The following is a 14,078-nucleotide window of genomic DNA, read 5'->3' on the forward strand; positions in this document are numbered from 1 at the left end:
TACACTGTATTACATCTGTCACAAGAATAAGCTTTAGTGCCAGGAATTAATTTAGCAAACGTGCTTCTTTTGGTTCTGTGCCTAGACACAGACTTGCAGTTTGGACAGGCTTTCATAATTGGGGAACGATTTGTTTAACCTTTGCAAGGTACTAAAAATCAACTAAATAAAAAACAGGTGTAAATACTGGTTTTAAATATTCTTATTCGTATTTTTAATAGCTTGTTCATTCTTCCAATCTATCCATTTTTGCCCTTTAATTCTTCTCATTAAATTATCAACAGTTCTCATAACAAAAACATTGTATATTGCTTTTGATAGATTTTTAGGCTTACGTGCTATTGCTCTTAAACTCATAGAAAAACCAGGTGTTATATAACGCATATAGTGCCAGTAACCTTCTGGCATATATAATACATTTCCGTGTTCTAATTCAGTAACAAAACCTTTGGCTTTTTTTAAAGCTGGCCATTTTTTTAAATCTGGATTATTAAAATCGATATCTTCTCTAGTAATTAAAGAATGTGGAATTTTATACAAAAATTCATTTTGCTTTTGATCAAACAAAATACATTTCTTTTTTCCTTCAAAATGAAAGTGAAAAATATTAGCCAAATCAATATCATAATGCATAAATGTGTAAGAATCTCTACCTCCAAAAAATAACATTGGTAATCCTTTCATTAATCGTAAACCAAAATCTGGATAAGTAAAATCGTTCTGTAAAACAGGAACTTCTTTTAAAATATTCCACAAAAAAATTCTGAATTTTGTAGGTTCTCGCTTTAACAAATCTACATATTCAGACATTTTCATTTTAGAATGAGGCTCGTTAAAACCGTCTTTATAATCAACAGGTCTATCATCATATAAAGGCACAATTTTATCACCAGCAACTTCTTTCATATACTCTAAATTCCATTTAGAATACGCAGGCCAATCTTCAATAAAATGTTCTATAACCACAGGTTTTTGTGGCTTAAAATAGTTTTTAATAAAATCTTTTTTGGTAATTGTTTTTACTCTTTCTATTTGAGTTAAGTTTAAACCCATTTTTCAAAATTTTAAAATACAAAGTTAAAAAATCGTTGCAAAAAAGATAGCTTAAAAAAAGAAAAACCATCATTTTAAAATGATGGTTTATATAAAAATTTAATACTTTTATTTTACGCTTTTACAGCTTTCCCTTTTTGTTTAGCTGCTTCATTTCTATCAATTTTATGGTCAGGGCGCGTCCATTTTGGTTTTTCGCCTAAATCTTTATATTGAGAATCTTTTGCTTCTACAGTTTGCGGTTGTACCTTTTTTGTAAATGGTTTTTGAGGTTTCATACCCAAAACAGCAAACATTTCCATATCTTCATTTACATCAGGATTTGGAGTTGTTAATAATTTATCTCCTGCAAAAATAGAATTTGCTCCAGCAAAGAAACACAAAGCTTGCCCTTCTTTACTCATTTGTGTTCTACCTGCAGATAACCTTACTTGTGTTTCTGGCATTACAATTCTAGTGGTTGCCACCATTCTAATCATATCCCAAATTTCAACAGGTTTTTCATCTTCTAACGGTGTTCCTTCTACAGCAACTAAAGCATTGATTGGTGTAGATTCTGGTTGCGGATTTAAAGTGGATAATGCCACTAACATTCCTGCTCTGTCTTCAGCAGATTCTCCCATCCCAATAATTCCGCCAGAACAAACTGTTACATTTGTTTTTCTAACATTGTCAATGGTATCTAATCTATCTTGATAACCACGAGTAGAAATTACTTCTTTATAATATTCTTCGGATGAATCTAAATTATGATTATACGCATATAAACCCGCTTCTGCTAAACGTTTTGCCTGATTTTCAGTTACCATTCCTAAAGTACAGCAAACTTCCATATCCAACTTGTTGATACCTCTTACCATTTCTAAAACTTGGTCAAATTCTGGTCCGTCTTTTACATTTCTCCAAGCAGCTCCCATACAAACTCTAGAGCTCCCACTTTCTTTGGCGCGTAAAGCTTGCGCTTTTACTTGGTTTACAGACATTAAATCATTTCCTTCAATATCAGTGTGGTACCGTGCAGCTTGCGGACAATAGCCACAATCTTCAGAACATCCTCCTGTTTTTATTGACAATAATGTTGATACTTGAACAACATTGGGGTCGTGTTGTTTTCTGTGGATAGTTGCTGCTTGATACAGCAATTCCATTAATGGTTTGTTATATATTTCTAGAATTTCTTCTTTGGTCCAGTTATGTCTTATTTTGCTCATAAAAATCGAGTTGTTTTGATAGGTCAAAAATAATCTATTTTATATTGAAAAACTTATCAAAAATGGTATAAAATTTTACGGGTTCTTCTAAATACGGATTGTGCCCACTATTTTCGAACATCACGAATTTAGCTTGTGGCATAAATTTTTTGTATTGTACTGCAAATTCTGGAGTTGAAACGCCATCATATCTACCCGCAACAATTAAGGTTTTTGCAGTTACATCTTTTAATTTTTTTCTATAATCTTGATTTATCATACTACCAGAAACATCGAAATCACCATCGCTACCAATAATGGTTACATATACATCATTTGCCCAAGCTCTGTGTTTATATTTAGGTGAATTTTGTTTTAGTTTTGTATCGTGATAATAAATGTATTTCGTAGGAAAACTACCATAAATTTTTTGATGTTCTTTATCGCTAGAAACATATCCTAAAGCTCTTATAGAATCTACTTTTTGCCATTTTTCTGGGAAATGAGTTTTAGCATAATGGTTGTAACTATCGCAGTTTGCTTGCCACATTGCACCAGAATGAAATCCATTAATTAAGACCATTTTATCAACATTATTCTTATATTTTATTGCATAAGCTTGTGCAGGAACGGTTCCGTAAGAATGACCCACTAAAGAGATTTTATCAAACTTTAATAATTTTCTAAGTTTTTCAATCAATTTAACATCATTTTCAACTGAATATTCAGATTTATCTTTAGCATTATCGCTTTTACCACGACCCAACCAATCAAAAAATACAACTGTATTTGTTTTGTAATAATGCCCAAAATTGCCTTGCATATAATCGTGAGAGTTTCCTGGTCCACCAGGCAAAAAGAATATTGGATCTCCTTTTCCTAAAACTTCAACATTTATTTTATAACCATCAATGATGTATGTTTTTGATTCAAATTTGTCGAAAATATTTGGATCTTGTTGCGCAAAAGCACTAAAAACAAACAGGAAAACTAAGTTTAATAGAACATATTTATTTTTCATAATTATATATTTATAAAGTAAAAGTAATAAATAAAAAAATCCACTAGTTGTTAAATTAGTGGATTTTTGCTTTATAGTATTCTTTTCTTAATCTTTCTTAGGGTTATTCCCCTTAACATCTTCTACAATATCTGCAGAAATTTCTTTTCCTTTTAAATAATCTGGCAATTGCATACCAGCCATATTAAACATTTCTTGTAAAGGCGGAACCGCTTTGTACATTCCAGAAATAAAGTTAGAGGTTGATGATTTACCATCTTTTCCTCCGCCATTTTCCCAAACAGTAACTTTATCAATTTTAATATTTTTAATTGCCTCTGCTTGTGTTTTTACCAATTCTGGTAACTTATCAGCAATTAATAAAAGTGCTGCATTTTGAGAATCATTACCTGCTGCTTTTACAATTTGATCTAAACCTGCTGCTTGTTTTGTTAAAACTTCGTATAAACCTTTTGCTTCAGCTTGGGCTTTTAAGAAAATAGCATCAGCTTCACCTTTTGCAATTCTTCTAATGTTTTCTGCTTCTGCTTCTGCATCAATTTCAACTTTTCTTTTATCTATTTCTGCAGGAACAATAACATCTGCAACTTGAGAAGAACGTTCTCTTTCTGCTCTGGCTAATTCTGCTTCTTTTTCAGCAGCATACGATTCTTGTAATGCTTTTGCAGATTGCACTTTTTCTGATGCAATGGCAACTCTTTCTGCTTCTGCTTCTCTTTGTCTACGCAAAGAGTCTGAATTTGCCACTGCAATTTTTGCAGTATTTTCTCCATCTACAGCCTGTGCATTTGCTGCTGCAACCTGTGTTCTTTCATCTTGTACAGCATTGGCCTCACCAATAGAACCATCTCTATTTTTTTCTGCAACCGATTTTCTTGCTGCGTTAATGGCGTGTGCTGCAGCTTCTTTTCCAAGAGCTTCTATATAACCAGATTCATCAACAATATCTGTAATATTTACGTTGATAAGTTTTAAACCTACTTTCTTTAATTCGGATTCTACTGATTTAGAAATGTTGGTTAAAAATTTATCTCTATCAGAATTTATTTCTTCAATATCCATAGATGCAACTACCAAACGTAACTGACCAAAAATAATTTCTTGCGCTAATTCTTGAATTTCATTTTGCCCTAAACCCAATAATCTTTCTGCTGCATTTTGCATAATTCCTGGTTCTGTAGAAATACCAATTGTAAATCTACTTGGTACATTTACTCTAATATTTTGTTTAGAAAGTGCGTTTACCAAATTTACTTCTATAGAAATTGGTGTTAAATCTAAGAATTCGTAATCTTGAATTACAGGAAAAATAAATGCGGCTCCACCGTGAATACATTTGGCAGATTCACCTCCACCCACTTTACCATACACTACTAAAATTCTGTCTGACGGACATCTTTTGTAGCGTTTTATCATAGCAACTATCAGTATAAAAATAAATAGAATTGCAATTCCGATTCCTACTAAACCCGCAAATGGGCTACTTTGTAATGTTATAAAATTTAGCATAGTAATTTTTTAATTTTGAGGTTCTATAATTAATATTCCGTTGTTTGTTACTTCAATCACTTTTACCACATTTCCTTGTGTTAAGTCTTTATCAAAGTCTGTTAAAGCGTCTAATTCTCTGAGAGATCCTTGTACTTTTACTTGTACTTTTCCAATCTTAGAACGATTTGCACCCACAGTTAAATACACTTCTCCTATAGAGTTTAATGCATTTTGCATTTTTAAAGTTCCGCTAGAAGTTAGTTTGCTGATATAATAAAACATTGCTGCCATTACAAACATCATTGCCAAACCACAAAGAAGTGAAATAATAATCGTAGTCAATTTAGAATTTCCAGCATCAATACTTGCAATTCCGCTCCAACCAAAAATGGTAAAAAAAGCAACTAAGTTCTTCAATGTAAAAAACTGAAATCCAGCGCCAGTATCTGCATCTATTTCTGCATCAACATCGCCAATATCATCTGCATCTGCGCCCACAAAAGTGCTAATTAATACAAATAAAAAAATAAGTGTAGAAATCCCTGTAATTATCCAATACGTTTTTTGAAAAGACGATAATTCTTGAAACCATTCCATCATAACAGTTAGTTTTAAAAGTGATTAAATATAAAGATTTTTGACTGAATAAAGTGACTTATTTTGTCAATAAAACAGAAACTGCATTTCCGCCAAAACCAACAGCATTCACCAAAATTTTTTTAAGTTGATTTGGTTGACTTTGCTTTTTAGCAAAAGGAACAGTAATTACTTTTTGATGTTGCAACATTAACAATGCTAATTCTAGACTTAACATTCCTGAAGCTCCAAAAGTATGTCCGAGTTTCCACTTATTAGTAGTTAGAAAAGGTGTTTTGTTACAAAATATTTTAGAAATTGCATTTATTTCTGAGATATCTCCTTTTACAGTTCCTGGAGCGTGCATAACAATTACATCAACTTCATCAGGAGAAATTTCTCCTAAAGCCATTTTCATTGATTTCTGAAAGCAGATCGCATCAGCAGAAATAGAAGTGTTGTGTTTTAAAACCTCAGTTGCAAAACCAATTCCTACAATGGTTGCCAAAGCATTTGCTACAATTCCTTTTTCTAAACAAACTGCTGATGCGCCTTCGCCCAAAACCATTGTGTTTTTTGTTTTGTTTAAATCTAATGATTTGCAGGGAAAAAATTCACTTGTCATTTTGAGCGCAGTAGAGAAATCTTTTTCAGTTTGATGAGATTCTTCGTCAAGCTCAGAATAACATTTAGCGTACACTTTTAACGCTTGCATTTGCGCAATAGTAAAGTCAGTTAAGGCTGCTTCACTTCCTCCTACCAAAAATTTACTAGACATTCCTGCATTTATCCAGGCAACGCCATTTAATAAAGAATGTAGTGCTGTAGAACAAGTTATTGAATGCGATATTTCTGGACCAGATGTTTGCAAATCGTGCGCCACCCAAGAAGAAATATTTCCTAAAGTAGTGGTTGGAGAACTTAAAGTGGATGATTTTTGAGTTTCTAAAAACTCTTTATGGTATTTTTCAAAAAGTGATGTTGCACCTCTTGAAGAACCAAAATTAACTCCAAATTTTTCTGCTGATTCCCATTTTGTCCTTTTAATTGCTGCTCTAGAAACATGGATTGCAAACAAAACAGAATCGTCTAAGCTTTTATATTTTGAATCTGAATTTCTTAAATCTGCTATTTTTTTTTGATTTTTTTTTGAGAGTTGACCTACATAAACAGGTTTTCCATTCACCTTTTTTTTTGATAAAAAGTGTTTATCTAATAAATAGTTTTTCCAAATTTCTTTTGGAGAACTTCCTAATGCAGAAATGGATGAAAATGATGTTATTGAGATTGGTTCTATCATATTAAAGAGTTACTCAAAACCCCAAAGGTTTTAAAAACCTTTGGGGTTTAAATACGACTACAAAGATAGTTTTTCTACTTGAAATCTCATAGGTTTTAAAAAACTGAACGCCCTAAACAATCTCTAAAGATTCTTCTATGGTTTTATATACTTTCTGCAATTGCTTGTTTGTAATTACATAAGGAGCTAAAATATAAATTGTATTTCCTAACGGACGTAAACAAACTCCATTTTCCATAAAAAAGTTGAATAATTGATAGCGTAAATCTCCATAGCGTTCCATTTCTATGTTTAAATCTAAAGCATAAATAACACCTAATTGACGCGTTTCTTTAACCTTTGGATGCTTTTTAATTCTATCATTAAACTCTTGATGAGACTTTGTTATTCGTTTAATACTCTCTTGAACTTCTTCTGAATTTAACAACTCAATTCCTGCCAAAGCAGCTGTACAAGCCACTGGATTTGCAGAATAGGTATGTCCATGAAAAAAACCTTTGCCAATATCATCACTTAAAAAAGCATTATATACTTTTTGCGCACAACTTGTAATTGCCATAGGAACCAAACCTGCGGTTAACGATTTAGACAAGCAAATAATATCTGGTTGATTTTCTAAATATTCAGAAGCAAAGTTTTTACCCGTTTTTCCAAAACCAGTCATTACTTCGTCTGCAATACATAATACATTGTGTTCTCTAGCTATTTGTAATAATTCATCTAATAAATTGCCATCAAACATTTTCATTGCAGCAGCTCCTTGCACTAAAGGTTCGTATATAAAAGCAGCAACTTTTTGAGTAGAAACTAATTTAATAAATTGCTTTTTTACAGAATTAAAATTTTGTTTTGTCGGAACTTGAATTCGAGAAACATCAATAAAAAAATCTTCAAAAGGACCATTGTAAACCGATAATCCAGAAACCGACATTGCTCCAAAAGTATCGCCATGAAAACCGCCTTCTAAAGCAACTATTTTACCTCTTTTTTCTCCTTGATTAAAATGATATTGTAAAGCCATTTTAATAGCAATATCAACAGAAGTTGAACCATTATCAGAAAAGAAAATTTTCTTTTGATTTTCAGGAAGAATTCTTATCAATTTTTCTGATAATTCTATAGCGGGTTTATGTGTAAATCCTGCAAATACAACATGATCTAATTGTTGCATTTGGCTGTAAACTTTATTGGTAATATATTCATTACAATGTCCGTACATACAAGTATACCAAGAAGCAATTCCATCTATATATTCATTTCCTTTATCATCAAACAATAAAGCTCCTTTTGCTTTTGTTATTGCTAAATGATTTGGATGTAATTTATGTTGTGTTAGCGGATGCCAAAGGTGTTTTTTATCTCTTTCTTGTAGTGTCATTATTTTACAACTAAAACTTCATTAATATTTGTGGTAAATTTAGGTGATAAACGCTCTTGACGCATTTTCCAAGTACGTTTTAAATCTTGATTTGCCAACTTAATTTTATCTGCTTTAAACTTTTTATTCAAACCATCTATTGCAGCCATTAAAGGTTTGTGTTTTGGATTTTCGTGCACGAACAAATTAAGTTGAAAATTATCATTTGGCACCAAACCCGCAACAATAACTCCGGCTCTTTTGTATTTAATTCCAGTTTTAAAAATCGTTTTCACACCTGCTACAGCAGCATTAGAAATGGTTAATGTAGAATCTGTTGGGTATGAAAAAACAACGGTTTTACTTTCTCTGTGTTGTTGTGCATCTTTTTTATGTCTATCACTAGAAAGCTGTACAATTAACAAATGACAACTCAATTTCTGAACACGTAATTTCTCTGCACAACTTGCTGCAAATGTAGAAATCCGTTCTTTAATATTATTGATATCTGAATAGGTATATTCGAAGCTACGTGTTGTTGCAATCATTTTTTTTGATGAAACCTCTTCTAACGGAATTTTAGAAATGCCTTGTAAATCTTTTTGTAGTAGCCATTCTACAATCGAAAAATTTTTTAAAACCCAATCGCTTGGAATTTGTGTAAAATCATACGCGGTTACACATCCTTTGGCTTGCAATCGTTTTTTTAAACGACGCCCAATTCCCCAAACATTGCCAATTTTTGTCCATTTTAAAGCTTTTATTCTTTTTTCATCAGAATCTATTACGCAAATTCCTTTAGATTGTTGAATGTTAGAGCGTGCTATTTTATTAGCAACTTTACTCAATGCTTTTGTAGGCGCAATGCCTACGCAAGTAGGTATTCCTGTCCATTTTAAAATTCTACTTCTAATTTTTGTTGCGTATTCAGAAAGGTTATAATTTTCAAATCCTTTTAATTCTAAAAAAGATTCATCAATAGAATAGATTTCTATATCTGGAGAAAAACCTTTTAAAATATTCATTACTCTTGCGCTCATATCTCCATATAATGGATAATTAGAAGACAAAACCGTAATATTATTTTGTTTGCAAAAAGCTTCCCATTTAAAAATTGGCGCACCAAAAGGCAATTCTAATTTCTTGGCTTCATCGCTCATAGAAATAACACAACCATCATTATTGCTTAAAATAGCAACTGGTTTTCCTTGCAAATTCGGATTAAAAACCCGCTCGCAAGATGTATAAAAATTATTACAATCTACCAATGCAAACATAGGGGTAAAGGTATATAATTTTGCTATTTTTGTGTTGATGAAATTGCCAAAGAAGTTAACAAATAAATTAAAAGCGCGTGAAGAAACCAATTCTTTACGAAGTTTAAAAGCGCCTTCTAATTTGGTAGATTTCTCATCAAATGATTATCTTGGATTTGCAAAATCTGAAACTATTTTTGATAAAACACATCAATTTTTAGTTGATAAAAACAGCAAACAAAATGGTGCCACTGGCAGTAGATTATTGTCTGGAAATCATTTTTTATATGATGAAGTCGAAGAATTTTTAAGCGAGTTTCATCAATCTGAATCTGCAACAATTTTTAACTCTGGTTATGATGCCAATATTGGCTTTTTTTCATCCATCCCACAGCGTGGGGATGTTATTTTATATGACGAATTTATTCATGCATCTATAAGAGATGGCATACAATTAAGCAATGCAAAATCGTTTAAATTTAGGCATAATGATTTGGAGAATTTACAACGTATGGTTGAGCGCAGTCGAAACCTAATTCAAGGAGAAGTTTATGTAGTTACAGAATCTGTTTTTTCTATGGATGGAGATACTCCTAATCTAACAAGAATAGTAGAAATTTGCAAAAAACAAAACGCTTTTTTAGTTGTTGATGAAGCGCATGCTGTTGGTGTTTTTAAAACAGGATTAGTGCAAAAATTAAATTTACAAAATGCCATTTTTGCAAGAGTTATTCCGTTTGGAAAAGCATTGGGCTGTCATGGAGCAGCCGTTTTAGGAAGCAAAGATTTACAACAATATTTAGTGAATTTTGCACGAAGTTTTATTTATACAACAGGTTTGTCTCCTCATTCTTTGGTAACGATTCAAACTGCTTATCAACAACTTAATGTCTGTTCGAGTGAATTTGAGAAGAATGAACAAATTTGTATCGAGAACCCTCAAAATAAACTCCAACAAAACATTCATCACTTCATAGAAGAAACAAAACGATTAAATTTTCCAATTTTTCCCTTTTGGGAAATGTCTGAAAGACAATGGGGCTTTATTAAAAGTAATTCTGCTATTCATTGTTGTGTGATTTCTGGTAATGAAAAAGTGAAATTAATTTCTAAAAAACTACAAGAAAAAGGTTTTGAAGTAAAAGCTATTTTATCGCCCACAATTACTAAAGGGAAAGAGCGTTTACGCTTTTGTTTGCATAGTTATAACTCAAAAAAAGAAATTAGCGAAGTTTTAAATTTACTTGCTAGTTTTGTAAAATAAACATCCGCATTTATGAATGACAATTTTAAAATATTAGCTGTTTTTGAATATTCTACTGAAGCACACGTTACAAAATCTAAACTAGATTCTGAAGGTTTAAAAACAATGTTGATGGATGAAAAAACGATTGACACAGATCCGTTAGTAAGCAATGCTATTGGCGGTGTAAAATTATTGGTTCATAAAAATGACTTTGAAAAAGCTGCAGAAATCTATAATGAAATCCGTACTTATCAAAAGGATAAAAATGGAAATGATTTTTCTTGCCCTAAATGTAATTCTAATAAAATTTTAGTAGCTCCTGCTCACAGAAAAAATATTTTTTATATGCTTTTTCCTTTTTTTGAAGCAAGAAAATTAATCTGTAACGATTGTAAAACAATCTTTAAATGAAAAAATATTTTATCACAGGAATTTCTACCGAAGTTGGCAAAACAATAGCTGCTGCAATTATTACTGAAGCTTTAGAAGCAGATTATTGGAAACCTATACAAGCAGGTGAGCTAGACAATTCTGATACACATAAAGTTGAGCGTTTAATTTCTAATTCTACATCTGTTTTTTATCCAAACTCGTATGCATTAAAAACGCCTATGAGTCCGCACGCAGCAGCAGCAATAGATGGAATTACCATCAATTTAAAAAACATACAAGAGCCAAAAACTAAAAATCATTTGGTTATAGAAGGTGCTGGCGGATTGTTAGTTCCGTTAAATAATTCTAATACTATTTTAGATATTATTCAACCAGATTACAAAGTTATTGTGGTTTCTCGTCATTATTTAGGAAGCATTAATCATACACTTTTAACTGTAAATTTATTAAAAGAAAAAGGTTTTGATGTTGCTATTATTTTTTCTGGTGATGAACATAAAACCACAGAAACTATCATCAAAAAAATGACTAATGTAAATGTGATTGGTAGAATTGATGAAGAACCTTATTTTGATAAAAATGTTATCAAAGAATATGCGCAAAAATTTAAAGAAAAGTTATAATTTGCAAATAATTAAAACAATCATAATGAAATATTTTACACTTTCTTTTTTAACTTTAATACTTCTTTTAACAAGTTGTAAAGAATCAGAAAAGACAAAGTCTACAAAAGAAAAAGTTTCTACAGAAAGCTTAATAACCTCTAACACACATCAAATTAAAGTCATTGAAAAAATAGCTGCTGGAGCATATATTTACCTTAAAGTTTTAGAAAAAAACAAAAAATATTGGATGGCTGTACCTAATAAACAAATAGAAATAGGAGCTACTTATTATTATGATGGAGGAATGGAAATGAGACAATTTGAAAGCAAAAGTTTAAAACGAACTTTTGATAAGGTTATTTTTGCCCAAGGAATTAGAGAAACAAAAGATGCTATTAAAAAAGCTAAAAAAAGAATTGTAAATAAAGGAGAATCAAAAGTAGTTGGTGTTAAAAAAGCTGCTAACGGAATAAGAATTGCTGAGCTTTTTAACAATCCAAAAGCGTATCAAAACAAAGAAGTTATTATCAAAGGACAAGTTGTAAAAGTAAATAATGGCATTATGGGTGTTAATTTTATCCATTTACAAGACGGAACCAAAGGAAATGGTCAATTTGATGTTACCATTACAAGTGATAAGAAATTTAAAGTTGATGAAATTGTTACTATAAAAGGAACTGTTGTATTAAACAAAGACTTTGGAGCTGGTTATTCTTATGATGTTCTTATTGAAAAAGCAGTTATTCTATAAAAAAGTTATAATTTACAGAAATGGAAACATCTAAAACACTTACTTTTTTTACGCCAAAAGCTTCATCAGGAAATGGTGCTATTTTAGTAGATACAGGAATTTCTGCTGGGTTTCCATCGCCTGCAGATGATTTTAGAGAAACTAGAATTTCTTTAGACGATGAATTAATTACTAATAAAGACGCTACTTTTTTTGCCAAAGTTAAAGGACAATCTATGATTGATGCTGGTTTAGATGATAACGATTTATTAGTTATTGATAGAAGTTTAGAACCTGCAAACAATAAAATTGCTGTTTGTTTTTTAGACGGAGAATTTACAGTAAAACGTTTACGTGTAGAGAAAAACGAAGTTTGGCTACAACCAGAAAATCCTAATTATCCTATAATAAACATCACAGAAGAAAACGATTTTGTTATTTGGGGAATTGTTACAAACGTTATCAAAAAAGTATAAATACTTTCTTTAAAATATATCATCAAAAAAAAACAATTTATTAACTTATTTAAAATTAAAAACTATGGAAAACCATTTCGAAAACAAAACTTTATTAATAGAATCCACAGATGAAGTTCGTGTAGAATTTTACAAAAAAACATATGCACACGTTGCTGGAGGCGTTTTGTTATTTATCATTTTTGAATACTTTTTACTTAAAAGTTCTATGATAGTAGAGTTTATGATGTCTATGCTACAAGGCTGGCGTTGGCTAGTAATGTTAGGTGGTTTTATGTTAGTTACTAGTTATGCAGAAAGCACAATTATGAAAACTGCAGATAAAAATATACAATATATGGCATATGCATTATATGTTTTTGCACAAGCAATTATTTTTGTACCACTTTTATACATTGCAATGGCTTATACCGAAAGTGCAGATTTAGTACAACAAGCAGCAGTGGTTACTATAGGTTTGTTTGCAGGGATTTCCACTATTGTATTTTTTACTAAAAAAGATTTTTCATTTTTAAGAGCTGGCTTAACTGTTGGGTTTTTTATAGCTATAGGTTTAATAATTGCGGGTTCTTTATTTGGTTTTGATTTAGGTTTGTGGTTTTCTGTAGCTATGTGTGTATTAGCTGGGGGTTCTATTTTATACCAAACTTCTAACTTGATTCATAAATACGGAACAGAAGATTACATACCAGCATCTTTAGGTTTATTTGCTTCCTTAATGTTATTATTTTGGTACGTTTTACAAATATTTATGTCTAGAGATTAAGAGATAAGAGTAGTATATTTTACTCAGACCTCACAGGTTTTTAAAAACCTGTGAGGTCTTTTTTTAATTAATTATTATTGAATTAAAATGTTTTATTATTGTTTTTCAATAAATTTTTATATATTTGTAATGTTAAAATAATACGAATTATGAAAACGTATAATTTAAAAATATTTGGGAAGTATTCTTTATCTTCATTATTACTAGTAGTCTTTATTGTTTATTTAGTATTTATTATAATAACATTAATAGAAATGTTAGTAATTAATGATTCATTTTATTTAGAATACGATAAATGGGCTTCATTTAAATTAAATCTTTTATTCGCTTTTCCTTTATTAATATTTTTACCCATTCTAATATTAATTTTCAATATTTTTAATACAGAAAATATTTTCTCAAAAAGAGTAATTTTATATTTAAACCTGTTTACAGTTTTTTGTTTTTTATTACCAATACTTAAGTTTGGTTTTAGTTTCCTACTTTTCGGAAAAAATATGATTCTTGGTGGTTATAATTTAGTGCTTTATATATTTCTTGGGGTTTTCTCAATTTTTGTTTCTTCAATATTTAAAAGAGCCTATAAAATTAAACAAGAAAACGATTTAACCATATAAT

Annotated in this window: 15 protein-coding genes; 7 read left to right on the plus strand and 8 right to left on the minus strand. The window is 30.6% G+C overall.

Translation table 11 applies throughout. The features are described 5' to 3' along the window. Positions 1 to 192: 192 nt before the first annotated feature. From ACY2RX_RS10090 to ACY2RX_RS10125, 8 genes are all read right to left on the minus strand, one after another. Positions 193 to 1,053 (minus strand): cupin-like domain-containing protein, encoded by an 861-nt coding sequence (locus tag ACY2RX_RS10090; protein ID WP_490103855.1) that lies wholly within the window; start codon positions 1,051 to 1,053, stop codon positions 193 to 195. A gap of 113 nt (positions 1,054 to 1,166) precedes the next feature. Then, positions 1,167 to 2,264, minus strand: a complete 1,098-nt coding sequence (bioB, locus tag ACY2RX_RS10095) for a biotin synthase BioB (protein ID WP_490103856.1) — start codon at positions 2,262 to 2,264, stop codon at positions 1,167 to 1,169. A 34-nt stretch (positions 2,265 to 2,298) separates the two neighbouring features. Then, positions 2,299 to 3,264 (minus strand): alpha/beta fold hydrolase, encoded by a 966-nt coding sequence (locus ACY2RX_RS10100; protein WP_490103857.1) that lies wholly within the window; start codon positions 3,262 to 3,264, stop codon positions 2,299 to 2,301. An 87-nt stretch (positions 3,265 to 3,351) separates the two neighbouring features. Continuing rightward, positions 3,352 to 4,773, minus strand: a complete 1,422-nt coding sequence (locus ACY2RX_RS10105) for a flotillin family protein (RefSeq protein ID WP_490103858.1) — start codon at positions 4,771 to 4,773, stop codon at positions 3,352 to 3,354. 9 nt (positions 4,774 to 4,782) lie between these two features. Then, entirely contained in the window at positions 4,783 to 5,355 is a 573-nt protein-coding gene (locus tag ACY2RX_RS10110) for a hypothetical protein (protein WP_490103859.1), read from the minus strand. Positions 5,356 to 5,410: 55 nt separating this feature from the next. After that, positions 5,411 to 6,631 carry a beta-ketoacyl synthase N-terminal-like domain-containing protein gene (locus tag ACY2RX_RS10115; protein WP_490103860.1) on the minus strand — a complete coding sequence of 407 codons (1,221 nt, stop codon included), beginning with the start codon at positions 6,629 to 6,631 and terminating at the stop codon, positions 5,411 to 5,413. A 112-nt stretch (positions 6,632 to 6,743) separates the two neighbouring features. Further along, positions 6,744 to 8,009 carry an adenosylmethionine--8-amino-7-oxononanoate transaminase gene (bioA, locus tag ACY2RX_RS10120; protein ID WP_490103861.1) on the minus strand — a complete coding sequence of 422 codons (1,266 nt, stop codon included), beginning with the start codon at positions 8,007 to 8,009 and terminating at the stop codon, positions 6,744 to 6,746. Beyond that, positions 8,009 to 9,265 carry a Y-family DNA polymerase gene (locus ACY2RX_RS10125; protein ID WP_490103862.1) on the minus strand — a complete coding sequence of 419 codons (1,257 nt, stop codon included), beginning with the start codon at positions 9,263 to 9,265 and terminating at the stop codon, positions 8,009 to 8,011. The genes bioA and ACY2RX_RS10125 overlap by 1 nt, the downstream gene beginning before the upstream one ends. Before the next feature lie 37 nt (positions 9,266 to 9,302). Between ACY2RX_RS10125 and ACY2RX_RS10130 the strand changes: the two genes are divergently transcribed. The 7 genes from ACY2RX_RS10130 to ACY2RX_RS10160 all read left to right on the plus strand — a co-directional run bounded on the left by ACY2RX_RS10130 (position 9,303) and on the right by ACY2RX_RS10160 (position 14,077). Beyond that, positions 9,303 to 10,508, plus strand: a complete 1,206-nt coding sequence (locus ACY2RX_RS10130; protein WP_490103863.1) for an aminotransferase class I/II-fold pyridoxal phosphate-dependent enzyme — start codon at positions 9,303 to 9,305, stop codon at positions 10,506 to 10,508. 12 nt (positions 10,509 to 10,520) lie between these two features. Then, entirely contained in the window at positions 10,521 to 10,901 is a 381-nt protein-coding gene (locus ACY2RX_RS10135; protein WP_490103864.1) for a putative signal transducing protein, read from the plus strand. After that, positions 10,898 to 11,506, plus strand: a complete 609-nt coding sequence (bioD, locus tag ACY2RX_RS10140; protein WP_490103865.1) for a dethiobiotin synthase — start codon at positions 10,898 to 10,900, stop codon at positions 11,504 to 11,506. The genes ACY2RX_RS10135 and bioD overlap by 4 nt, the downstream gene beginning before the upstream one ends. A gap of 25 nt (positions 11,507 to 11,531) precedes the next feature. Next, positions 11,532 to 12,239, plus strand: coding sequence for an OB-fold nucleic acid binding domain-containing protein (locus tag ACY2RX_RS10145; protein WP_490103866.1), 708 nt, complete (start codon positions 11,532 to 11,534; stop codon positions 12,237 to 12,239). A 20-nt stretch (positions 12,240 to 12,259) separates the two neighbouring features. After that, on the plus strand, positions 12,260 to 12,694 hold the full coding sequence (locus ACY2RX_RS10150) for a LexA family protein (RefSeq protein ID WP_490103867.1): 435 nt from the start codon (positions 12,260 to 12,262) through the stop codon (positions 12,692 to 12,694). Between the two features lie 64 nt (positions 12,695 to 12,758). Continuing rightward, positions 12,759 to 13,460: a Bax inhibitor-1/YccA family protein gene (locus tag ACY2RX_RS10155; RefSeq protein ID WP_490103868.1), complete on the plus strand. Its 702-nt coding sequence runs from the start codon at positions 12,759 to 12,761 to the stop codon at positions 13,458 to 13,460. A gap of 149 nt (positions 13,461 to 13,609) precedes the next feature. Beyond that, positions 13,610 to 14,077, plus strand: a complete 468-nt coding sequence (locus ACY2RX_RS10160) for a DUF2975 domain-containing protein (protein WP_490103869.1) — start codon at positions 13,610 to 13,612, stop codon at positions 14,075 to 14,077. Position 14,078 lies beyond the last annotated feature (1 nt).

It is taken from the genome of Polaribacter sp. 2405UD43-2 (genome assembly GCF_058147125.1).